A 22,231-nucleotide genomic window follows, 5' to 3' on the forward strand; every position below is an offset into this window, starting at 1 on the left:
ATTTAGAATGCATTTTTGTACTTCATATTTGCCTCATTTTCATGAAAGTACTTCAATTTATCTTAACATTTTGTCAACTACCTTTGTAAGCATGACAATTTAAAAGAGCATTCTTACATATTCCATATGGCTGCCAGTTGCACCCCTCACATGCGTAGTCAAATTTCTTTAAAGACATTTTCTCTCTAATCTTTTCTACCGCTTCACTCCAGGTCAAAGTCTCGCCAATTTTTATTCCTAAAATTTCCATATGCCTTCTATCTAGCTCTAAAACTTTAGCTTGTGTGGTGCATTTACCTTGTTTAGTCTGGTTTGGGCAAGCACTACAAATACTATCAAGATTGCCGACCACTTTGATTTGAGTGTTGGAATCACTAACCATTTCACTTGCTATCTTTTTATAATTTTCTACAAAACCCTGAGAATACCCATATCCCTGAAATGCAAGAGTGCACATGAAATGATGAGGACGAAACCTTATCACTTTTTCAAATACTGCAAAGCCGCTACAAGTAGAAAAATTTTTACCAAACCAGGAAGGATAAATGGTAAAACGCCTACCATTATTGCTTGTTCCAGACCTACGTAAATAGCAAGCCAACTAACACCACAAACAAAGATTACAACTGTACCAGCTAGGCAACTTAAAGAATTACGTACAAGTGATTCACATTTAGAGTTTAAAAGTTCATTTACTCTACTCATCACCATCACTGCAGCTAAAAAGCCAATTAAATACCCACCTGTTGGCCCGAGAAAAATGTGATACCCACCAGAAAAACTTGCAAGGACAGGCAACCCTGCTGCACCAAGTAACATATACGTAAGTACGGAATAAAACGCTGTTCTGCGATTAAATTTAAGCCCAATAAGCATCACTCCTAAAGTTTGCAATGTGATAGGTACAGGCTGCAATGGTATGCTTATTTGAGCCGTCAAGAACAAAAGTAAAACGCAAGACAATATTTCAGCCAGCGTTGACCTACTGCTAGATTGTGTTATAAACATACCTTCCCAATAAAAATAACTTATTAAATGTAATATATATGTGTAAGAGGTTTTGCAATTTAAATTTTGCTTGTATTGCGCTACAATGAATTATTTATGCACTATAAAATTAAAAATGATAAGTAAACCACAAGATCTATTATCGTTGATGAAAACAAGACACAGCGGACGTTCATACGATCATACAAGAGCAATATCTCAGAAAGAAATGGATATTTTAATAGAAGCTGTAAGGCTAACACCCTCGTGTTTTGGTGATGAACCTTGGAGATATATGATATGCAATAAACAGAGCAATCAAAACGCATGGAAAAAATTGCTCAATTGCCTTGATGAATCTAATCAAAAGTGGGCAAAAGATGCACAAATACTAATTATATCTCTAAGCGCTAGGAATTTCCGTAAATCTGATAAAGGTGAAAATTTTTGGGCTAATCACGATACTGGCGCAGCGAATTATGGACTTATGCTACAAGCTGCAGCTATGAACTTAATGGCCCACCAAATGGGCGGTTTTGATAGAGATAAAATAGTGAAAGAGTTCGATATATCCGGTGATTTTAATGTAATGTCAGTAATAGCAGTTGGTTACGAAGAAGAGGGTGCTGAAATCAAAGAAAAAAAAAGAAAGCCAATAGAAGAAATATTTTTTTATGACGAATGGCCAGCGAGCTGACTTGACCATTCTTCTCTTAATATCTTAAAAATTGGATTATCTGGTAAATAATGCTTTTTCATTCTACCCTCTTCAATTGTTTGCCAGTCTTTCCATAGAAGCTTTTTACTTCCCAATTCATAATCCATGCCGTCCCACATATCTTCTCGAAAGCCATAAACAGCAAAGTGCCAATTAAAAATAAGACCCACTGCGAAACGGTATGCAACTAATTTCAGCATGAGTTAGGCGAACAGCAGGATCAATAAAAACCCATGTCTGAGGTTTACCAGATCAGCAATTATTCATGTTGTATTTCTTCTGAAAATTGCGATAGGTATGCGACATAAAATCTTAATTTCACGGATTTTATGCTCTACCTAAATGATACCAGCTTCCGATTGTTGATCATCCGTCAGCCCGATACCTTTTATGTGGAATTACAACGTTACTCTCAATTTTTGCCACCCCAGAATCTGCATACTTTACATTCTCTTTTGGCAACATTTTTTCCTGTTTTCGTATCTTAAAATCGTGCTCTGTGTGACACTGATAGAATTTGCCCATCTTCTTTTATAACGATTTCTGCTTTCATTGTGTTTACTCTTTTCTTTCCAGAATAAGACAATTTTTCTATCTTTTGGCCGTTGTATTGGTTACATCTGCTAATATCTTCAAAATTCTTTCTGGCCTGTCCTTTTTTATTGAGATTTTTTTAGCCAAAAGTGGTTCCATTTTCTTGAATAATCGGCAAATGTTTGAGTTATACAAGTTACTCAAGAATCGGTGTGTTATATAAGTTTGATAATACAGAATGGCTTTGTTGCATAGCTAGAGTATTTTAAGGTGGTAATAAAGGAAAGGTTCTTGTTAAATATATGGTTACCAACACATTTTAGTAAAATAATCATTTTAATGAAAACATGCCGCAAAAAATGAGAGTCAGTAATCATGGTGAATATAATAAGTTTCTTCAAGGGAGAGGAAATATTTTTTATTTTGTCAGCGAAGCTATAGAAAATTGGTATGCAAACACTCCAAGAGTTGCGGGTACATTTATAGTGATAAAGTTGTGATTCTAATACATGTTCTTTTTAGAATTGGTCTAAGGCAAGCTGTAGGTTTTGTAAAAGGTTATATGATGCAAAAACCTTAAGGTTACACGCAAGCTTCCAGAAGATTCAAAACTTGAAAATTGATGATCGTAGAAATGTGATTGGAAAAATATTGAAATTGCTATAGATAGCACGAGAGTTAGTATCTACAATAACAATGGTAGCCATAGTAAACTTAATATTCGAGAAAGAAAATACAATCGTTATGATCAAGTAAGAAAACTACACGTTGTTTTAAACATAAACGATAAGAAAGCAATAAGCATACTAATTTCCGGACTATTTATCGGTCTGTGATGTGTTAAGTGATAAGTATATTCTATTCGAGCAGATGCAGCTTATGATATAAGAAGTGTGTATAAAGAATGCAGGAAATACAACATTATACCTGTTATTCGGCCTAGGAAGGATACTAGAGCTGACTACTTATCAGAAAGAAACAAGTAGAATATGAGAACTATAAATATGGTATTAAAAAATGGAAGAAAAAAGTTAAGTATGGAACACGGTCTTATATTGAAGCATTTTTCTATAGATTAAAGCAAATATTTGGATTTAGTTTCAAAAATAAATCTGAGATAAATCGAGAAAAAGAATTGCTAATAAAATGCTAATTGCTCAATAAATTTACTGATATTGGCATAACTAAATTTGAAATAGTTACATGAATTTGTCGTAAACCACCACCACATGAAGTGCTATGCAACAAAACCATCCCAGTGCCAAGCACTGGGATGACAAGAAAGGGAGCACTGCGTTTCACATGCATCTGAATGGATACTAAAACTTCATCCTAATCTAAATTAGAATACTGATTCTTCTAGAAGTTGTTCGTGTTCCTCTTCTATTGCGATAGAATCATCGTGATTTTTAAATAAATCCCTGATTTTTGTTTCTATTTCATATGCAATTTCTTTGTTTGCCTTAAGGTAATTTTTTACATTTTCCCTTCCTTGCCCAAGACGCGTATTGTTATATGAATAATAAGCACCTGCCTTTTCAAGCACACCAAGTTTTGCTCCTATATCTATTATTTCTCCAAGTTTTGATATGCCTTCATTGTACATTATATCAAATTTTGCTTCTCTAAATGGAGGAGCAACTTTATTTTTTACAACTTTAACTCTCGTTTCATTACCCGTGATATTCTCTTTATCCTTTATTGCACCAACTTTCCTTATATCAAGTCTTATAGAAGTATAGAATTTTAACGCATTTCCACCGGTGGTAGTTTCAGGGTTTCCATATACTACTCCTATTTTCATACGAATTTGGTTAATAAATATCAATATACAGTTTGCTTTTGAAACTGCAGAGGTTAGCTTCCTGAGCCCATGACTTAGAAGTCTTGCTTGCAATCCCATGTGCTGATCGCCCATATCCCCTTCAATTTCAGCTCTTGGAGTTAATGCTGCAACAGAGTCAATAACTATTACATCAACTGCACCAGAACATACTAAATACTCAACAATATGCAACGCTTGTTCTCCAGTGTCTGGTTGTGAAATCACTAAATCATCGGTATTCACCCCAAGTTTACGAGCATATATAACATCCAACGCATGCTCCGCATCAATAAATGCACATAATCCTCCTTTTTTCTGTGCTTCAGCAATTACATGTAAAGCAAGGGTGGTTTTACCAGAACTCTCAGGGCCAAATATCTCAATTATACGTCCTTTTGGCAGTCCCCCAACACCCAGAGCTGAATCAAGTGCAATCGACCCTGTGGATATCGTGTCTATTTTTTCTACAGGGTTTTGCTTCAGCTTCATTATTGCACCTTTACCGAATGCTTTTTCAATTTGACTTATTGCATTATCTAGTGCTTTTTGCTTATCATTATTTCTTTCTTCTGGGTTGTTTGCCATGGATCATTTATTAACTTGTATAATCTCCATGGTAATTGAACGCGAACAATCTGCCAAGGGTTTTTTAATAACGAAGAACGTTAGTGACCTAAATTATATTAAGATAGATAGACTTTGTAGTGCGATACAAAATAACGATAGAATACAATGGTAGTGGTTTCTCTGGTTGGCAGAAGCAACAACACCCTGCTAACTCAATTCAGGAGACCATAGAAAACGCTATATTTAATTTTAGCGGTGAGAAAGTCACTTTGAATTGTGGTGGCAGAACTGACTCAGGGGTTCATGCTTTGGGGCAAGTTGCTCATTTTGATATGGAAAGGCAATTTGAGCTTTACAGAATAAGAAATGGAATAAACTATCACTTAAAAGCGATTCCTATAGTTGTGCTTGGTGCAGAAGTTGCAGATGATGCATTTCATGCACGCTTCTCAGCAAAAAAAAGATATTATGAATATAGAATAATTAATCGCTACGCTCCTGCAGCTCTGGAAATCGGTTATGTGTGGCAAGTATTTAACCCACTTGACGTAAACATCATGCGTGAAGCTGCTAGACACCTGCTTGGAAAACATAATCTTTCAAGCTTCCGCTCAAAAGATTGTCAAGCTACAAATCCGGTCAGAACAATCGATGATATTGATATAGTACAAAATGGAAGTCATATACACATCAAAATATCTGCTATTTCCTTTTTACATAACCAAGTGAGGATCATTGTTGGCACTTTAGTTGAATTTGGAAAAAACAGAACTAATCCACAAGAAATGCTAAATATATTAAGTCAATGTAAAAGAAACGCTGCTGGAATCACTGCACCACCTTGCGGCTTATACTTAGTAAAGATAGATTACTAGCTTAAGTCCTCATTGGCATCACTATATATAGTGCGCTTGAATCATCTTCATCAGTGATAATTGTAGCACTATTACCATCTGACAAGCTAAATTTACACTTATTTTTTATACAGGATAAAACATCAAGCAAATAACGAGAATTAAATCCTACTTCCACAAGAGCTCCATCGTAATCCACCTCTATAGACTCAGTTGCATCACTACACTCTTGGGAGTTTGAATGTAGAGTTAATAAATTCTTTTGCAATGAAAATTTAATGGATTTTATTTTATCGGACACAACAACAGAAACTCGATCTATAACACTAGCAAGCTTACTACTCTCAACAATCATTTGTTTGTCTTGAGACGTTGGGATAACGGCTTTATAATCTGGAAAAGTCCCATCTATCAGTTTTGATATTAGAATATACTCACCACATGCAAATTTGATTTTTCTATCTGAAAGTTTTACATTAACCTCATTACAATCACCCAATACTTTCAACAGTTCCATGATAGTTTTACGTGGAATGATCACACCAAATTCGCCGTTGATATCTTTAGGCTTATGGCTCTTCATACGTGATAAACGGTGGCCATCAGTTGCAACGCAGTACAGAAATTGCTCATCTGTATGTATATATATCCCATTTAAATTATACCTTGTATCATCTAGCGACACAGCAAACCTTGTTTTAGTCAATAAGTCTACCAAATCTGCACTTAGTAGAGTGAAATTGTATCGATGACCATCTTCTTCAAGGACAGGAAAGTTATTTGAAACTACATTCGGTAAAGAAAAATTTGCATTTCCACAGGATATCAATAATTTTCCTTGATTATTCATTTCGAAATTGACATCCAAATCAGTTGGCAACTTCTTCACTATGTCATATAAAGTATGTGCTGAGATTTTCACTTCTCCTTCAGTTGATACATCTGCAGCAAGTGAGGCAAATACTGAAATATCAAGATCAGTAGCCTTCAGTTTTATGCTGCCATACTGTGCTTTGATATTTATACATGCCAAAACATCTATCGCGTTGCGCCTTTCAACCACTCCACTTACTTTCGATAACGTGCTTAAAAGACTTGCACGACTTACACTAAAACGCATTTGTTCACACACAGTACTTTGTTCTTTGATTCCTACATCTGCAATTTCTGACATATTAATTCTCAAAAATATATTTTAAATGATATTCATATTCTATGTAAAGTGATATCCATATTTTTGTCTGAGAGACAAAACAGCCTATATTATACTTTAGTGATCAATAATTTACTTTGTATGGCATAAATCATGCATTTTTTGGTACGCTTTTTGAAACCCAAGCAAGGAATAAGTATCATCAACATTTGCTGTTTTTACTTTTCCATTAACTATCATTGATAATCCCTGCTTCATTCTTAGAATCAAATCTTGGTCCGTTTTTGTATTATCTGACCACGCAAGACTTCCCTGTATTATCGGCAATTGATATTTAGCTTTTTTATCAATATTGAGAATTACAGGCTCCTTATTATATTGAAAGCCAGAAGTGACGCTTACCTCATCTGCTTTTTTATCAACGTAACTGATCATTACATACGGTTTGCGATCGGCTGTATAATGTTCACTTTTTTTCTTAGGGTAGGATACAATGTAACACACTTTTTCACCATCTTCCAATGCAGTATACACAAACCAATCTTTATATTTTTCGTTCAGTTGTACGTTACTAACCGATGCAAAGGTGCCTATTGAAAAAAATATTAGAAATACGAAAAGACTACGCATGTAAACCAAGTTTCAAACTCTCTGATTTTATATGTTGTTTTACCTTACTCATCGCTTGCTCAGCCAACTGTCTTATTCTTTCTCTTGAAACACAATATTTTTTGCTAAGCTCGTCCAAAGTTTGAGTACTCTCAGACAAATATCTGCTAATAAAAATGTCTCTTGATCTTTCGTTAAGAGTTGTCAATGCATTGCTTAAAATTGTTTCTTTTAATGCCTTTTCTTCATGATTCTGGTAAGCTACTTCTTGACTGACTAAATTACACGGAATCATATCTTGTAACTCCTTTTTAGAGTCGTCACCTATTTTTATACAATTATTTAACGACTGATCCTTACAAGCTAAACGATAGTTCATTTGTACAACATCTTCTTCAGATACAGAAAGCTCACTTGATATTGCTTTTATTTCTTCGTTACTCAAAGTTTCTCTGTTTGTGTATTGTAAAATTCTTTTTTTCATTTTACGTAAACTAAAAAATAATCTCCTTTGCGCTTGCGTTGTACCTATTTTCACAAGTGACCAAGATTTCAATATAAAGTCTTTTATTGAAGCTTCAATCCACCATACTGCATAAGTTGAAAAACGAAATCCCAAGTCAGGATTAAACTTTTTCACTGCATGCATTAAACCCATATTTCCTTCCATGAACAAGTCCATCAACAATAGCCCGTAGTTCTTAAATTTCATTGCAATTTTTACTACTAAATTCAAATGGCTGGTAATCAACTTGTGAGCAGAAGAAATATCCTTATGTTCTTGCCAATTTTTTGCTAATCGCACTTCCTCTTCTTGGGAAAGCATAGGAAATTTTCGCACTTCAGCAATATATTGCATAAGATTAGTGCTACTATTAACATATAAATTCGCTACTGGGGTCAACATAATAACTTAAATTAAAACTCCATGTATATAATATATTGATTTTTAGTGAGAAATTCAAGCTTTAATTAAAAAAAGCACAACTTTCCATCCAATTGAAATCTTAGCAACAATACACTTCAACATCAGCTACCTGATTAAAATTACTAGCGCGTAACAATAAACGCTATAATTTAAATAAACAATGTGTCATTCCAGTGTTCAAACACTGGAATTCACATTTCTTTTTTCTAGATCCCAGTGTCATGCTACTTGAATGACAAGAAAAACCCACTGGGATAACAAGACTGAGATAGACTAAAAATTAAACGCTACTCCAGCTTCTGCACCAATAGTACTGTAAAAAACTTTGTGTGCGCCTTTATCAGTAACCTTTTTCTCTAGATCATCAGGATGTGCAGGATCTTGTTTTGTTCCATCAAAGTTAGCGCCATAAGAACCAAAATAGCGAGCGCCAGCGTAAAGTTTGATTTCTGGAGTTACGTCATAACTGACACCAGCTTTCGCTTGATAAGCAAAACCAAATCCAGAGTCTTTATCACCAGCAACTTTTGTTGCTAAAGGATTGCTTACATATGCTGCACCAACACCAACACCAACGTATGGAGTGATAGGCATATCTTCGATTGCTACATCATAATAAACATTAACTAATCCTGAAAACGCTGTCACACTGTCTGCAACAGTTACTGGAGTAAATGCTGCACCACTAACGTCGTTTTTGTTTAGTTGTGAGTAAAGTCCCTCAACATCAACTCTGATGTCATCCATTTTATAACCAAATGCACCACTACCAGCCATAAAAGATGCTTTTAAAGGATCTTGAGCGTCGTTATTTTTTTTATACTCAATACCATCAATCTTTGTTTTAAAAGGTAAAACTTCACCATTATATTGCAAACGAACGTAGTAGCTAGTTTCTTCATCACTTATTGGACCAATAGGATCTGATGAAAAAGCAGAGTTTGATAGGCTTAGCAACGTCACTAAAGCAGCTGCTGAAAAAAACTTTTTATAATGCATAATTGCCCTCGTTAAAAAAATTAAAATTCCACTTTAGCAGTCTAAATGATAACTAAAGTTAAGTCAAGTGCTAACTTAATAACACAAAATATTCTATATCTTAACTTCTTTTCAGAAGAATACAAAGGCTTTATTAATAAATAAACAGGATTATATGACTTTTTTCGTTCTTGGTTTTCACTTCACTAGTCTTTTTATCTTCTGCTTTGTTTTTACCACTGTAACTTGCTTCATGTTCATGCAGTAATGCAAATATGCTATATTAAGAATACATTAGCACTAGAAATAGTAAAAAGAAAATACTTAGTCATTACATCAAGAGAAATTTCAGTAATACAGATTTAAAAAGGAAGTTTAAATCCAGGTGGTAAACCCATCATACCTGCAAGATCAGAAGTTGCATTTGCCATATCCTCTTCTGCTTTTTTAATAGCATCATTAAACGCTGCTGTCACTAAATCTTCTACTATATCTTTTTCTTCATTTCTCATAAGCTCTAAGTCTATATTTACCTTTTTAGCTTTATAGCTACCTATTTTTATAACTTCCACTAATACAGAAACTTTACCACCACCAGAAATACCTTGAAACTCTTTTCCAATATATTTTTCTTGAGCTTCCGCAAGCTTCTTTTGCATTTCCTGCGCTTGCTTCATTATTTGACTAAAATCCACAACTCACTCCTTATTCTCTACATTAACCACCTTTGCACCTTTAAACGTATCCAGTATACCCTTAACTGCAGGTGCATAATTTAAATTGCTCACTTCCCTGTTCATATAACTCGTATCAACTATAATAACCCACTCCTGCTTAGTAGCTTGATTTAAGTAATTTTTCAAATCATTACAAAAATTGCTATTCAACTTAGATACAGCTTTTAATTTTAAATACCCAGGTTTACAATCTATTAATTGTAGATTACTACACAGTTGTTTGTAAAGATAAATTTGGTTACTCTGCCTTAATAATTGCAAAACCTTGTCAAAATCATAATTTTGTTGCTGTTTATTTCCTATATTACGCGTATTTCCCTGCTGTATACTCTGCGAAAGAACTTTCTTGATCACCTGTTCCGGAGAAGGTAAATCGGAAAGATAACAAAGGCTAATTAACATCATTTCAGCAGCAACCTCATTGCATGTTGAAACTTTTATATCTTGAATACTTTTAAGCAACACCTTCCACAATCTCGAAAAAAATATTAAAGACTTCTTTGTACTCAAGTCTTTTACTCTGCTCTTCTCACATTCTGTATCAATCTCTTTTGTAATTAAAAAACGGCACACTAACTGGATTGTTTGCAGCAGATCTTCAAAAATATTGAGTGAATTTGCTGTCTTTACCGCGTTGTCGAATACTGACAAAGCCTTCTGTAAATCACTATCTAATACTGCTTCCAGCAGATCAAATATAACGTTTCTATCTACTAGACCAAGTATGTCTGTAACACTTTGAGTGGATATTGTACCATCTTTGCTATATAGCACTGCTTGATTCATCAAAAATAAAGCGTTACGCATTGAATTACTACAGTGGTGAGCAATTAATTCCGATGCTTCTTTTTCAATAAAATAATTTTCTCTTTGTGCAATATCATTTAAACGCCCCACTATCTTAGCTGCAGGAATGTTATGTAAGTCAAACCTTTGACAACGTGCAATAATAGTTATTGGTATCTTTTTTATTTCTGTAGTTGCCAGAATAAACTTTACGCTAGATGGTGGTTCTTCTAGAGTTTTAAGTAATGCATTAAATGCACTACTAGATAACATGTGTACTTCATCTATAATGTAAACTTTGAATTTAGAACTTATCGGTAAATAGCAAATATCCCCTAAAATCACTCTCACGTCCTCAATGCTAGTGTGACTTGCTGCATCGATTTCAACTACATCTGGATGACTTGAATTTTTTATCGCCAGACAATTCGCACATAATCCACAAGGTTCAAAAGTTGGCCCCAATGAACAGTTTAAACACAAAGCTATTATTCTTGCAGTGGTAGTTTTACCAATCCCACTACTGCCAGAAAGCAGTATAGATTGTGGAATTTTGTTGAGAGTAAAAGCGTTTTCTAGTATACGCACTAATATATCTTGACCTACTAAATCTTTAAAGCTACTAGGACGATATTTTAATGCTATGTTCATAGCCTAGAATAAAACAAATAGTACAAATAGGTATGCAACCCAAAAAGGTTCTGATATGGTTGCTTCATTTCTGATCTGACCAAGTTACAGAATTTTTGCCTGCATACCTTATAAAAGGTTATACTTTTTTTTTTATTTAGCAAGGTATATTCTATATCAGCTCGATAGCTTGATATATTAAATTTCGTACACTGTTACTTTCAAATAAACAAAAAGTTAGTTGTTATGCAAGTTATTATAAGATTGTCGCTCCAATGTTTATTTATGCCATTTCAGCGTTTATTTATGTCATCCCAGTGCGTGACACTGGGATCCAAGTATAAAAATATTTGGAAATTATGCAATGGACAATGGATTCTAGGAGTACATGTTAAAAATAATGTCTATAATGAAATAAGCTGGATTTCAGTGTCAGCTACTTGCATGACAACCTATAGATACTGGGACAACAAAAGAGGAATATTATGATTTTGTATCATTTTCCTCTTTGTCCGTTTTCACGAAAAGTTAGAGCTCTTCTCAAGGAGAAAAAGCTGAGTTGCGATTTGGTATACGAAAATCCATGGGAGAAGCGGAATGAATTCATGAAGATTAATCCAACTGGACAGGTACCAGTGCTTATGGATAACAACCTTATTATAGCAGATAGTAACGCTATTTGTGAATATTTAGAGGAGACTTATAGCAGCAACATCAAACTGCTCGACTCTTCTACTGTTATTAAGTCTAAAACACGTGCTTTAATTAACTGGTTTGACAATAAATTTTATAATGAAGTTACTAAATATGTCATAAACGAGAAAGTGATAATTAACCGCAGCCCTGACTCTAGGTTTCTTCATGCAGCTCAACATAACCTATCTTACCATATAGAATACATTGAATACTTAATTAGCAAAAATATTTGGCTTGCAACCGATAAGTTCACTTTGGCCGATATTACCTTAGCATCGCATATTTCTATAATAGACTACGTAAATAGTTTTCCATGGGAAAAAAGTAAGATTTTAAAAGAATGGTACTCCATTGTTAAATCAAGGCCTTGCTTTCGCGAAATATTATTAGAGAGAGTTTTTGGCTTAACTCCTCCTAAACATTATGCTGATCTTGATTTTTAACTTACGTTAGCTTTAAAGCTACAGTCATTCCTTCATCAGTCGGAATCAATATAGAGAAATATTTCTTTTCATCTGACAATCTATCATTAAACTCTCTCATAGCATGCCATGACTTCTCTGACACTCTTTTTGGAGGGGATTCTAAGAATACTGTGTTAAACAATAGAGTATTATCTGCAACAATCAGCCCATCTTGTTTAATGTATAGCTCTGCCCAATCTAAATATTTAGGATAACTAACTTTATCAGCATCGATGAATATCATATCAAAAGGTGCTTTTGCTGACAATTCATTAAGTTTTTCCAATGCATTGCCTTCTATTAAAGAAATTTTGTCACTCAGATTAAAAATACTAAAATTTTTTTTTGCTATTTTGCAATGCTGAGGATTATTTTCTATTGTATATATATGACCGTCTTCTGATAGAGCCTTTACCATACAAATTGACGAATAACCATATAACGTGCCAATTTCAACAATACTTTTGATTTTATGAATTTTGATAAATAAACTGAGTAACTTTCCTTCTTCAGGAGTAATTTGAATACGTTGCCCCTTCTCAAGAGTACAATATTCTTCTATTTTTTTATACTCTTTTGCAAATAAGTTTCTTATGTACAACGATTTTGTGCTAAAGTTATGACGCATTAAGTTTTATAATATAAATTAGGGAGGTTCAATCTATACAAGATTTGTAGATATAATAATATAGTTTAAAATAATAAAAACTTTTATTTTAAGTTGTTATTTTATAAAGTAAAATTTTAAGTGACAAAAATTATTATATATTTTACTATGGTTAACTAGTATAATAATCAATTGTTATACTAGAATTAAGGAGTTGTTTATTCACATCTCTCTTAAAATGTAATTTTTTATAATCAATTAGAGGGGGTTATATGTCTTATAACATTGCTAATGAAGTTGAAACGTTAAACAAAAAGTCTAATAATAATGAAGGGGTGAGATTACTATACAATCCAGCTTACCGCGAGAAGTACAAAGAACGCTTTAACGAAGCTCAGAAAAAAGTTATGGATATGGTCCAATTTTATGATGGAACGATAGTATTAATAGAGAATAAAATTGCCATGTATTACTATGCTTGGCACAGTAAAAAAAGAGAGTTTGAGCGTAAAAAGCAACAAACAGCGGCAAAAAGCAATGATTCAGTATAGAGTCTTTATGTGATAAGCTGCAGTGGTACTATTTCACTATAGCTTTTCCATATAATTCATTTATTACGTTAGTGAAGTATTTTAGCTCTTTATATCCTTCATGTTTGATTTTACTATTCTCTACATAATATTTATCATCGTTAAGCTTGATGATAAATATTGGAGTAGCCGTGATACCAAGTTTATCAATTGCCAGTAATTTATCATTTATAATTTTGTCCATCATTTTTTTATCATTAATGCATTGGTTAAATGCATCTTGCTTCAAATTGCTTAGTGAAGCAATTCTTTGTAGTACAGTTAAGTCACTGAAATTGTAGTAGTTCCACGAGTCTATTGCATTAAAAACAGCTTTGTTGAAATTAAAGTAGTCTTCTTGTTTTTCATAGCAATGACTCAGCATTGCAGCCTTTAAACCTCTATAATCTAAAGGGAAATGACGAAATACATATAACATCTTACCTGTGTCTATGTATTTCTCTTTGATTTTAGGAAAAACTTTCTTATGAAAAAGAGAACAGTGATAACAAGTGAGTGAAGCGTATTCTATCATTAAAATTGGTGCTTTTGGATCTCCTAATAATTTATCATCAGGCAATAGTGATAGTAGTTCTTTTGGTGTTATTTCATCAGTGTTTTGAGTATTGGGTAAGTTTTGTTCAATAGCTCCATAAGAACTAACACTTATAAAAATTAGTAAAAACAATAATCTAAAAATCATTACAATAGAAACACTTAACTTATTAAAAAAATAATGCATTTATATAAATAATGTCAAGATAACTTTTTCTCGGTAACGCTTTCCACTCTGTCTTTGAATGCAGAAATTATTTTGCTTTGTGTATACTTATATACTGATTTTAGTAAAGTGGAAAATGAGTTGGATTTAAACTCAAACTCTATATAAAACTCTACCATAGTTTTATTTTCGTTCATAGGAGTGAATTTCCATTCGTTGTATAAATGTCTAAATATTCCATTTGATGACACAGCTTTTATCCAACTTTCATTTGTTCCACTTGGAGAAAGGAAGGTCACTCCTGATGTGTAGCTTCCTTTAATACCATGAAAAGCTGCGAGGAGATCCACAATCATTTGGCTATCAGTTTTTTCCTTTATATAAACAGCTTTGCACCAAGGAACAAAATCAGGATACTTCTCAACGTCAATTACAACTTGAAATATCTCATGAGATGAACAGAAAAAGATACCTTGTTCTTTATATTGGTATAACATAAACCTGAATAATGAAAATGGGATCCGTATCTACCGTCAGTCTTAGTAGATTCCTGAGACCTAAAGTTAAAGTGGGTATCACGTACTAATTTCAATGAAATTAACAGAGGCAATCCCCTTGATCAGAAATTATCGCTCGGGAAATTTAACTTAACTCATAACGTATAGCACAGACCCCCATTAATTATAGATTACTTATATAGAGTATGTCTATAGATATATTAAAGCTAGCGATTATTATTTTGCCTTTGTTAAATTTTGCATTTTTAGTATCATAGCTAATAAATATATCTTATGAACATTATTAAATTCTTAATTATTTTTATTGTAACCTATTCAAGCGCTTACGCTAATTGCATAGGTCACAAAACTTTTGTGCTTGTCATGAAGCAGCAAGTAGACAGCACATCTATGAAAGGAAACAGAAAAAATCTAGAGCATGTACACGAAAAGCTTCGGGAGATCATTCAGAATAACGTTAACCTCAAAGGAATATCTCGATTTGTCATAGGGAAATATTGGAAATTGGCTACTCAGAGAGAAAAAGAAAATTTTCTAAAAGAATATGAAGTATATCTCACGCGTTTGTGCGCTAAAATCTTGTATAAATACATAAATAATAGTGAAATGATCATAATGAGTACAAAAGCAGTTGACAATGAAACCTGTCTGATAGGAACAAGACTTTCTTATGGTGATGAGGAATTTACAAATATTGACTTTAAAGTTACTAAAAGTGATAGTTCTTTCTTAATAAACGATGTTATAATGAGTGGGATAAGTATTGCCATTAATCAACGTTCTCAATTTAGTGAAAAAATCGACACGCATGGCATGGCAAGTGTAATAGACGAATTAAAATGTAACAATAATCCATGATGTACATGCCTCATTGGCCTAAGCCGCTTGGCAGTAGACCAAAGGATTTTTCTCTTGACCGCATAAAAAGCTTTCTCAATAGATTAGGCAATCCTGAGAAAAAAATACCGCCAATAATTCACATAGCTGGAACTAATGGTAAAGGATCGACACTATCGTTTATAAGATATATAATGCAAGCAGCAGGATATAAGGTTCATGCATACACTTCTCCGCATTTAGTGAATTTTAATGAGAGAATAGTTGTTGCAGGCAGCCATATCGACGACAATGAATTATATAATTTGTTAGAAGAATGTCGCATCGCAATTGGAAAGCAATCTATTACTCTATTTGAAGCTACAACAATTGCAGCTCTCTTAGCTTTTTCTCGTCATAAAGCTGATATTAGTTTAGTTGAAGTAGGTATGGGTGGAAGGCTTGATGCAACAAATGTTATAGATAATCCGATTTTAACAATTATCACTGCCATTGCCCTTGATCATACAGAATATCTTGGTCCTACTGTGGAGATTATAGCAAGTGAAAAAGCTGGAATAATGAAACCTAATGTTCCTTGCGTAATAGCGCCACAAGAGAAATCTATAATAAATACGCTAGAACACCATGCAATAAATAAGAGATCTCCTCTGTACAGAGGAGGGCTTGAATGGAATTGCGAAAAACAGAATAACAGAATGGTCTTTCAATCAGCTATTCAATCAATAGAATTTTCTCTGCCATCTTTAAAGGGTGATCACCAAATAATCAATGCAGGAACTGCCATTGTAGCATGTAGCATTTTAAGTGGAAAATATGGATTTGATATTGGAAAAGAGGACATTGCTTCAGGTTTACAGCGCACTTATTGGCCTGCGCGGCTAGAGTCTATAAAAAAAGGTAATTTAATTTCTTTATTACCAAAAGATTGGCAATTATTTCTAGATGGTGCACACAACAACGATGGTGCCAGAGTGTTAGCTCAGTGGATAAGAGACAATTTTGCTGAAGGTGTTTATGTGATTTTTGGTGTCACTCGCAACAGAAACGTGGCAGAGTTCTTAGAGCACTTAAAGCCATATATCAAACTATTATGCGCAGTTTGTGTTAAATCTGAGCCTAAAGCAACAAATACAAGTTCTATTAGAGAAGGAGCTAATAATATAGGAGTAAACGCTATTGAATGTGAATCAATCGGCGATGCAATATTAAATCACATATTAAAAGCCTCTATCCAAAACATCAAAACCATACTGATCTGTGGCTCGTTATTTCTAGCCAGAGACTTCGCTATGGAGAATACTAACTTTAATGATATGTGAGACTTAACTGACCGATGGGAAAATAACTTTGATTGCTCATAGTACTGCTTGGCTTTTCGTTATCAACTTCTATAAACTGACCATCACCTTTAAATTGCTCCTCAATTAAATTTATAGTTGTCTTTTTGAGAATATAATTACTTGCAGCATTTAAAACAGGTAAAGCAACAATTAAAAGCGTGAATGGTAATGAAAGTAATAAGCCGGATAACATCATAGAGTTAGTTATACCAAAGCCATTGGCAACTAAATCTAATCCCACACCGAAGAACATTAAAGATGTACAGATTATGTTGCTCAAAATAAATGAATTTTTTAGCCACTTTAATTTAGTCCTATCGCTTTCTGAAAAATCTTCGCATTCTTGGTCAAAGTTAAACAACAATAAAATATTAGTCTGCTTATTAAACTCTTTTCCATTTCTAATATAAATGCTCGCGATAGCTGGATTCAAAACAAATTCTGCTAAAAGGGAGCAAAAAAAAACTACTGCTATTGGTACATTACAAGAAATACCATTAATTATTAAAAATGCAATTGATGTGAAGAATACTAAAAGACTTCCTAAGAGATTTGAATAAGAAGAATATTTTGAATAAGCAATTATATTATTGTTAATTGACTGCTGCTTACTATGAAGTTTATTTCTGCCCTTATCACCTAAGTATCCTTGCAATTCTTCATAACTATGGTTCCATAACTTACCACGTAATTCTTTCATTAAATTATTCCTTTTGTTTAAACCCTTCTCCAACGGCTTTATTACAAATTCTTCAAAAAATGGTTTATTTTGTGCAATAACCTTAAATTGCTCCTCTGCTTCTTTATTATCTGGATTTTTATCTGGGTGATATTTTAACGATAATTCACGATATTGTTTACTAAACTTTTTCTTAATATTCTCAATATCAGAATTTACCACATCCTTCTTTTGAATATTAAATATTAAAAACAACTGCTTAAAAGCTTGATACTCATTTTCATTCAAAATCCTTCTAGTCATATCCTATAAATTAACTAACTATTAATAATATATACATTTCCAAATCATGTCAATTATTTCATTCATGCTTATTGTATGAACTATTTTTGTCATGACTAGCATGATAAGTGTATGTAAATATCATTTAGTGCATAATAGTGCTTCAATGTTTAGGGTTACAGTTTTCATTGGTCATTTGAGTTACTCAAATCCAATTCATGCCAGTTCTATCTATCTTGTCATTTAAGTAGCCCTTTTTGTGTAATCCCAGTACCCTCTGTGGTGTCATCCAAGTAGCTGACACTGGCTTTCCGTAATCTCAAAACGTTGTGTTTTAGCATAATTTTGTGCTCAATATGCTTATTTATAGTAAAAATTTCTGGATTTCAGCATCAAATGCTGGAATATGGGTATCATTCAAGTAGCCCTTTGTTGTCATCCCAGTGCTCCGACACTGGGATCCAGGAACCAGCGTCACGCGCTGGCTCTCTAAAATTACTTTAGCTATAAATATTAAGAAATTTACTAAATAAAAAAAAGACAAAAGAACCCCCGTATAGCGAGTTTTGACCCTATAATAATTTAAATTGGCGTTGTAATAATGTGCTAACGCTTATTTTAAGCGCGATTTGGCTGAATGTAGAAAAAATAAAAAAAGCCGCTATAATTTTTATGTAATTTGCCAATAAATATCTGAGTTTTTTACTGAATTTTTGTTATTGAACCCGCGCGGATCAAAAACAAGGATAAATACTCTTACTGTCATGGTAAGGGGAATGGCAAGGTTTGTCAAGTTTTTCCTGTTGGACCTTTTCATATCCTTACGGGTAAATTAATGTTATCCTTCTATTGCTAATCTAAAGTTTTTTATGTTCATACACTTACGTGTTCATAGTGTTTATTCGCTGCTTGAAAGCTCGGTTAAAATTGAGGAGCTGATCGGTCTTTGTTTGCGAAATAAAATGCCGGCGGTTGCAATTACTGATTCAGGTAATTTATTTGGCTCACTCGAATTTGCAGAATATGCAGCAGGTAGGGGAATACAGCTAATAATAGGATGCAATATTATAGTTAAACATTCAGAACAAAATTTATCTATATTATTGCTTGCAAAAAATGAACAAGGGTACACTAATTTAGTCACTTTGGTGAGTGAGTCTTTTAGAAAGCGCAAGAACAACAGCGATATTCCTTACGTTGATTTTGATGAGCTATTGAATTTAAGTACGGGTCTAATCGCTTTAACCGGTGGATGTTTGGCTCAACTATTATTGGGGCAAGATAAAGAAACGGTTGAAAAACTGCTTTCAGCATTCGATGGTCATTTATATGTTGAATTGCAGCGTCATGGGCTGAATAAAGAGCTAGAGCTTGAAGGAGCTTTGATAGACTTTGCTTATCAGCGCAATATACCACTAGTTGCAACAAATGACGTATTCTTTACAAATAGATCTGACTATGAAGCTTATGATATATTAACGTGTATATCAGAGGGTAGTTATGCTCTCGAAAATAACAGGAAAAAGCTAACCACTGAGCATTATTTCAAATCTGTGGCAGAAATGGAGGAGCTGTTTAGCGATATCCCCGAAGCAATTTATAACACCTTAGTAGTAGCTAGACGATGCTCTTACATGCCAAGAAGTAGGCAGCCTATTTTGCCTAAATTTCCTTGTCGAGAAAATAAAACTGAGAATGAAGAATTGAGGGAGCAGTCGATTGCGGGATTAGAGCTTCGTATTGCAAATGAAACGGACATAAGCCTTAAGCAATACCACAATCGGCTAAATTACGAGCTGGGCATAATAACTTCGATGAACTACGCTGGCTACTTTTTGATAGTTTCTGATTTTATTCGTTGGAGCAAAGCAAATGGCGTTCCAGTTGGTCCAGGAAGGGGTTCTGGTGCTGGATCAATTGTTGCTTGGGCACTACAAATTACAGATCTTGATCCAATAAAATTTGGTCTGATCTTTGAAAGATTTTTAAATCCTGATCGTATATCGATGCCTGACTTTGATATTGATTTCTGCCAGGAAAAGAGGGACTTAGTTATTGATTATGTTTGGAAGAAGTACGGTTATGTTGCTCAAATAATCACTTTCGGAAAATTGCAGGCTAGGGCTGTGCTGCGTGACGTTGGTAGGGTGCTGCAGATGCCTTACGCTCAGGTGGATAAAATATCCAAAATGGTTCCGTTTAATCCAGTAAACCCTGTAACTTTATCACAAGCGATAGAGTTTGATCAAAATCTGCAGAAAGAAAGGGACAGTGATGAAGTAATTGCAAAACTCCTTGATATCTCTCTTAAGCTTGAGGGAATATACCGTCATGTTTCAACTCATGCTGCTGGAATTGTAATATGCGATCAAAAATTAGAAAATTTTGTTCCTGTGTATTATGATCCAAATTCAGCTCTGCCAATCACTCAATATAGCATGAAATATGTGGAAAAAGCTGGGCTAATAAAATTTGATTTTCTCGGACTTGGTACGCTAACGCTAATAGATCATGTTTGTCGTTTAGTCAATCGCAATGAAAAAAAAATTGATATTTCTTCAGTACCTTTGAATGATCAGAAAACCTATAAAATGCTCTCAAGAGGTGATGCAATTGGAGTATTCCAGCTTGAAAGTTCGGGTATGAGAGAAGCTTTAATAAAGCTAAAACCAGACTGCATTGAAGACATCATTGCTTTAATCTCCCTTTACCGTCCAGGGCCTATGGATAACATTCCAACTTATATTGCAAGAAAACACGGGCTTGAAAAGCCAGATTATATTCATCCATTGCTTGAGGAGGTGTTGAAAGAAACATTCGGAGTGATAATCTACCAAGAACAGGTAATGGAAATAGCACGTATTCTCTCTGGGTATAGCCTTGCAGAGGCAGATTTACTCAGACGTGCTATGGGTAAGAAAATCAAAGAAGAGATGGATAAACAACGTGAACTTTTCATCCAAGGAGCAACGAAAAATGGTGTTGATTATGATAGGGCAAGTTATATTTTTGACCTTGTTGCAAAATTTGCTGGTTATGGGTTTAACAAATCTCATGCAGCTGCATATGCGATTATATCTTACCAAACAGCTTACCTTAAGGCTAACTACCCGTTAGAATTTTTTACGGCCTTGATGAATCTAAATATTGATGATAGAGACAAGCTAAACTTATTTTATCATGCTGCAAAGTTCAGTGGAGTTGCTGTTCTTTCACCTGATATCAGCAAATCTAAGGCTAAATTTTCAATAGAGAGTGAACATGTACGTTACGGAATTGCTGCTCTGCGTAATGTTGGTTTGTCTATAGCGGAAGGGGTAGTAAACGCACGCTCAAGTCCTTATAAGGACATATGGGAATTCGTTCAAAATTCGGGTCATATAATAAATAAAAGGGCACTAGAAAGCTTAATTAAATCTGGAGCATTCGATAGTGTGCATCAAAATAGAAAGCAACTATATGAATCAATAGATACGCTGATTTACTTTGCAAATAAAAATAGGCAGTCAAATCAAGCTGTTTTATTTGGCAATCTTGATGTCCTCAAGCCAAAACTCGAGGATGTGGAAGATTTCAATGAAGAGGAAAAATTAGAGCATGAGTTATTTTCACTGGGATTTTACTTAACTAATCACCCACTTGAAAAATTTAGAACTCTTTTGAAAAAATTAAATATTGGGTTTATCGGAGAGAGTAAGACGACAAAAACTGCTGGTGTAATATTAAATGTACGTATGAGAACTTCAGAGCGTGGAAGATTTGTTATCCTCACGCTTTCTGACCCCCACAATGTTTCTGAAGTAGCATTCTACAATAATGAAATAATAGAAGAAAAAAGGAATCTATTTTCGCCTGGAACATTTGTAGTAATTGACCTTGAAATTTCGGAGAGCACAACGAGGCTATCAGGAAAGGACATATCTGAATTTACAGAAAAGGTCACTTCTCTAATGAGAGGATTAGTTTTAACTGCTGTATGTGCAGATTTGCAAAAAGTTGCTGAGGAGTTGAATTCAGTGTTGAAAAATGGAGGCAAAACCAAAATAATGCTTGAGCTTCTTCTTGAAAAACATAAAGTAAGCATCTTGTTGCCAGGTGCATATTCAATCACCCCCCAAGCTATTTGTGAAATATCTAACTTAAGTTGGATTAAAGGCATAGAAATTAATACAAATAACTTGCTTATATAAAAAAGTTTTATATAATAAA

21 protein-coding genes, 2 other RNA genes and 3 pseudogenes are annotated in these 22,231 nt (G+C 33.9%); 8 read left to right on the forward strand and 18 right to left on the reverse strand.

The features are described 5' to 3' along the window. Positions 1-73 precede the first annotated feature (73 nt). Positions 74-484 carry a DUF1284 domain-containing protein gene (locus wVul_RS06020; RefSeq protein ID WP_047759571.1) on the reverse strand — a complete coding sequence of 137 codons (411 nt, stop codon included), beginning with the start codon at positions 482-484 and terminating at the stop codon, positions 74-76. Further along, positions 481-1,008 carry a biotin transporter BioY gene (locus tag wVul_RS06025; RefSeq protein WP_047759572.1) on the reverse strand — a complete coding sequence of 176 codons (528 nt, stop codon included), beginning with the start codon at positions 1,006-1,008 and terminating at the stop codon, positions 481-483. Before wVul_RS06025 ends, wVul_RS06020 begins: the two co-directional genes overlap by 4 nt. 85 nt (positions 1,009-1,093) lie before the next feature. Between wVul_RS06025 and wVul_RS06030 the strand changes: the two genes are divergently transcribed. After that, a complete protein-coding gene (locus wVul_RS06030; protein ID WP_047759573.1) occupies positions 1,094-1,684 on the forward strand; it encodes a nitroreductase family protein in 591 nt (196 codons plus the stop codon). On the opposite strand, the gene wVul_RS06035 is transcribed toward wVul_RS06030, so the two are convergent. Both wVul_RS06035 and wVul_RS09940 read right to left on the reverse strand, forming a co-directional pair. Further along, positions 1,660-1,875: a hypothetical protein gene (locus wVul_RS06035; RefSeq protein WP_238580430.1), complete on the reverse strand. Its 216-nt coding sequence runs from the start codon at positions 1,873-1,875 to the stop codon at positions 1,660-1,662. The two genes, wVul_RS06030 and wVul_RS06035, sit on opposite strands and share 25 nt — an antisense overlap. A gap of 33 nt (positions 1,876-1,908) precedes the next feature. After that, a pseudogene (locus wVul_RS09940) lies at positions 1,909-2,479 on the reverse strand (IS5/IS1182 family transposase); the annotation flags it as partial. 107 nt (positions 2,480-2,586) lie between these two features. Between wVul_RS09940 and wVul_RS10565 the strand changes: the two are divergent. Beyond that, positions 2,587-3,392, forward strand: a pseudogene (locus tag wVul_RS10565) (transposase). Here wVul_RS10565 and wVul_RS08990 read toward each other — a convergent pair. Together wVul_RS08990 and recA are read right to left on the reverse strand one after the other, a co-directional pair. Further along, positions 3,389-3,541, reverse strand: a complete 153-nt coding sequence (locus wVul_RS08990) for a hypothetical protein (protein ID WP_153295635.1) — start codon at positions 3,539-3,541, stop codon at positions 3,389-3,391. The pseudogene wVul_RS10565 and the gene wVul_RS08990 sit on opposite strands and share 4 nt — an antisense overlap. Before the next feature lie 40 nt (positions 3,542-3,581). Further along, positions 3,582-4,649, reverse strand: coding sequence for a recombinase RecA (recA, locus tag wVul_RS06045; RefSeq protein WP_047759575.1), 1,068 nt, complete (start codon positions 4,647-4,649; stop codon positions 3,582-3,584). Positions 4,650-4,768: 119 nt separating this feature from the next. Here recA and truA point away from each other — a divergent pair, with 119 nt between their 5' ends. Beyond that, entirely contained in the window at positions 4,769-5,506 is a 738-nt protein-coding gene (gene truA / locus wVul_RS06050; protein ID WP_047759576.1) for a tRNA pseudouridine(38-40) synthase TruA, read from the forward strand. Position 5,507: 1 nt separating this feature from the next. Here the strand turns inward: truA and dnaN are convergent, their stop codons facing one another. From dnaN to ffs, 7 genes are all read right to left on the reverse strand, one after another. Next, positions 5,508-6,659 (reverse strand): DNA polymerase III subunit beta, encoded by a 1,152-nt coding sequence (gene dnaN / locus wVul_RS06055; protein ID WP_047759577.1) that lies wholly within the window; start codon positions 6,657-6,659, stop codon positions 5,508-5,510. Positions 6,660-6,770: 111 nt separating this feature from the next. Further along, positions 6,771-7,268, reverse strand: coding sequence for an invasion associated locus B family protein (locus tag wVul_RS06060; protein WP_047759578.1), 498 nt, complete (start codon positions 7,266-7,268; stop codon positions 6,771-6,773). After that, a complete protein-coding gene (locus wVul_RS06065) occupies positions 7,261-8,154 on the reverse strand; it encodes an RNA polymerase factor sigma-32 (protein ID WP_047759579.1) in 894 nt (297 codons plus the stop codon). The genes wVul_RS06060 and wVul_RS06065 overlap by 8 nt, the downstream gene beginning before the upstream one ends. Before the next feature lie 294 nt (positions 8,155-8,448). Then, positions 8,449-9,174 (reverse strand): P44/Msp2 family outer membrane protein, encoded by a 726-nt coding sequence (locus wVul_RS06070; RefSeq protein ID WP_047759580.1) that lies wholly within the window; start codon positions 9,172-9,174, stop codon positions 8,449-8,451. A 341-nt stretch (positions 9,175-9,515) separates the two neighbouring features. Continuing rightward, positions 9,516-9,830: a YbaB/EbfC family nucleoid-associated protein gene (locus wVul_RS06075; protein WP_019236840.1), complete on the reverse strand. Its 315-nt coding sequence runs from the start codon at positions 9,828-9,830 to the stop codon at positions 9,516-9,518. A 21-nt stretch (positions 9,831-9,851) separates the two neighbouring features. Further along, positions 9,852-11,327: a DNA polymerase III subunit gamma/tau gene (gene dnaX / locus wVul_RS06080; protein WP_047759581.1), complete on the reverse strand. Its 1,476-nt coding sequence runs from the start codon at positions 11,325-11,327 to the stop codon at positions 9,852-9,854. Between the two features lie 16 nt (positions 11,328-11,343). Further along, an RNA gene (ffs, locus tag wVul_RS08995) (signal recognition particle sRNA small type) lies at positions 11,344-11,442 on the reverse strand. A 349-nt stretch (positions 11,443-11,791) separates the two neighbouring features. Here ffs and wVul_RS06085 point away from each other — a divergent pair. Next, positions 11,792-12,445, forward strand: coding sequence for a glutathione S-transferase family protein (locus wVul_RS06085; protein WP_047759582.1), 654 nt, complete (start codon positions 11,792-11,794; stop codon positions 12,443-12,445). A 1-nt stretch (position 12,446) separates the two neighbouring features. Here wVul_RS06085 and wVul_RS06090 read toward each other — a convergent pair whose 3' ends face one another. Continuing rightward, positions 12,447-13,094, reverse strand: a complete 648-nt coding sequence (locus tag wVul_RS06090; RefSeq protein ID WP_047759583.1) for an O-methyltransferase — start codon at positions 13,092-13,094, stop codon at positions 12,447-12,449. A gap of 251 nt (positions 13,095-13,345) precedes the next feature. On the opposite strand from wVul_RS06090, the gene wVul_RS06095 reads away from it, so the two are divergent. After that, positions 13,346-13,624: a DUF2671 domain-containing protein gene (locus wVul_RS06095; protein ID WP_047759584.1), complete on the forward strand. Its 279-nt coding sequence runs from the start codon at positions 13,346-13,348 to the stop codon at positions 13,622-13,624. 28 nt (positions 13,625-13,652) lie between these two features. Here the strand turns inward: wVul_RS06095 and wVul_RS06100 are convergent, their stop codons facing one another. From wVul_RS06100 to ssrS, 3 genes are all read right to left on the reverse strand, one after another. Further along, positions 13,653-14,384, reverse strand: coding sequence for a thioredoxin domain-containing protein (locus tag wVul_RS06100; protein WP_047759585.1), 732 nt, complete (start codon positions 14,382-14,384; stop codon positions 13,653-13,655). A gap of 14 nt (positions 14,385-14,398) precedes the next feature. After that, the gene (locus wVul_RS06105; RefSeq protein WP_047759586.1) at positions 14,399-14,860 is read right to left on the reverse strand and encodes a type II toxin-antitoxin system RatA family toxin; all 462 of its coding nucleotides are present in this window, start codon (positions 14,858-14,860) and stop codon (positions 14,399-14,401) included. A 17-nt stretch (positions 14,861-14,877) separates the two neighbouring features. Further along, a non-coding RNA gene (gene ssrS, locus wVul_RS09000) (6S RNA) lies at positions 14,878-15,039 on the reverse strand. 115 nt (positions 15,040-15,154) lie between these two features. Between ssrS and wVul_RS06110 the strand changes: the two genes are divergently transcribed. Further along, positions 15,155-15,739, forward strand: a complete 585-nt coding sequence (locus tag wVul_RS06110) for an MlaC/ttg2D family ABC transporter substrate-binding protein (protein WP_179943864.1) — start codon at positions 15,155-15,157, stop codon at positions 15,737-15,739. Beyond that, positions 15,736-17,040: a bifunctional folylpolyglutamate synthase/dihydrofolate synthase gene (locus tag wVul_RS06115; RefSeq protein ID WP_047759587.1), complete on the forward strand. Its 1,305-nt coding sequence runs from the start codon at positions 15,736-15,738 to the stop codon at positions 17,038-17,040. Before wVul_RS06110 ends, wVul_RS06115 begins: the two co-directional genes overlap by 4 nt. 796 nt (positions 17,041-17,836) lie before the next feature. On the opposite strand, the pseudogene wVul_RS09945 reads toward wVul_RS06115, so the two are convergent. Next, positions 17,837-17,995 (reverse strand): annotated as a pseudogene (locus tag wVul_RS09945) (DnaJ domain-containing protein); the annotation flags it as partial. 896 nt (positions 17,996-18,891) lie between these two features. Between wVul_RS09945 and dnaE the strand changes: the two are divergent. Continuing rightward, positions 18,892-22,212, forward strand: coding sequence for a DNA polymerase III subunit alpha (gene dnaE, locus wVul_RS06125; protein ID WP_047759589.1), 3,321 nt, complete (start codon positions 18,892-18,894; stop codon positions 22,210-22,212). Positions 22,213-22,231 lie beyond the last annotated feature (19 nt).

Origin of the sequence: Wolbachia endosymbiont of Armadillidium vulgare str. wVulC (assembly GCF_001027565.1) — a bacterium.
GTDB lineage: Bacteria > Pseudomonadota > Alphaproteobacteria > Rickettsiales > Anaplasmataceae > Wolbachia.

Coding starts and splice junctions, on each gene's coding strand:
- wVul_RS06030 (WP_047759573.1), top strand. CDS start 1,094: ATGAATTATTTATGCACTATAAAATTAAAAATGATAAGTAAACCACAA.
- wVul_RS06110 (WP_179943864.1), top strand. CDS start 15,155: ATGAACATTATTAAATTCTTAATTATTTTTATTGTAACCTATTCAAGC.
- wVul_RS06070 (WP_047759580.1), bottom strand. CDS start 9,174: ATGCATTATAAAAAGTTTTTTTCAGCAGCTGCTTTAGTGACGTTGCTA.
- dnaN (WP_047759577.1), bottom strand. CDS start 6,659: ATGTCAGAAATTGCAGATGTAGGAATCAAAGAACAAAGTACTGTGTGT.
- wVul_RS06060 (WP_047759578.1), bottom strand. CDS start 7,268: ATGCGTAGTCTTTTCGTATTTCTAATATTTTTTTCAATAGGCACCTTT.
- wVul_RS06115 (WP_047759587.1), top strand. CDS start 15,736: ATGATGTACATGCCTCATTGGCCTAAGCCGCTTGGCAGTAGACCAAAG.
- wVul_RS06105 (WP_047759586.1), bottom strand. CDS start 14,860: ATGTTATACCAATATAAAGAACAAGGTATCTTTTTCTGTTCATCTCAT.
- wVul_RS06085 (WP_047759582.1), top strand. CDS start 11,792: ATGATTTTGTATCATTTTCCTCTTTGTCCGTTTTCACGAAAAGTTAGA.
- dnaX (WP_047759581.1), bottom strand. CDS start 11,327: ATGAACATAGCATTAAAATATCGTCCTAGTAGCTTTAAAGATTTAGTA.
- recA (WP_047759575.1), bottom strand. CDS start 4,649: ATGGCAAACAACCCAGAAGAAAGAAATAATGATAAGCAAAAAGCACTA.
- wVul_RS06075 (WP_019236840.1), bottom strand. CDS start 9,830: ATGAAGCAAGCGCAGGAAATGCAAAAGAAGCTTGCGGAAGCTCAAGAA.
- wVul_RS06100 (WP_047759585.1), bottom strand. CDS start 14,384: ATGCATTATTTTTTTAATAAGTTAAGTGTTTCTATTGTAATGATTTTT.
- wVul_RS06025 (WP_047759572.1), bottom strand. CDS start 1,008: ATGTTTATAACACAATCTAGCAGTAGGTCAACGCTGGCTGAAATATTG.
- dnaE (WP_047759589.1), top strand. CDS start 18,892: ATGTTCATACACTTACGTGTTCATAGTGTTTATTCGCTGCTTGAAAGC.
- wVul_RS06090 (WP_047759583.1), bottom strand. CDS start 13,094: ATGCGTCATAACTTTAGCACAAAATCGTTGTACATAAGAAACTTATTT.
- wVul_RS06095 (WP_047759584.1), top strand. CDS start 13,346: ATGTCTTATAACATTGCTAATGAAGTTGAAACGTTAAACAAAAAGTCT.
- wVul_RS06065 (WP_047759579.1), bottom strand. CDS start 8,154: ATGTTGACCCCAGTAGCGAATTTATATGTTAATAGTAGCACTAATCTT.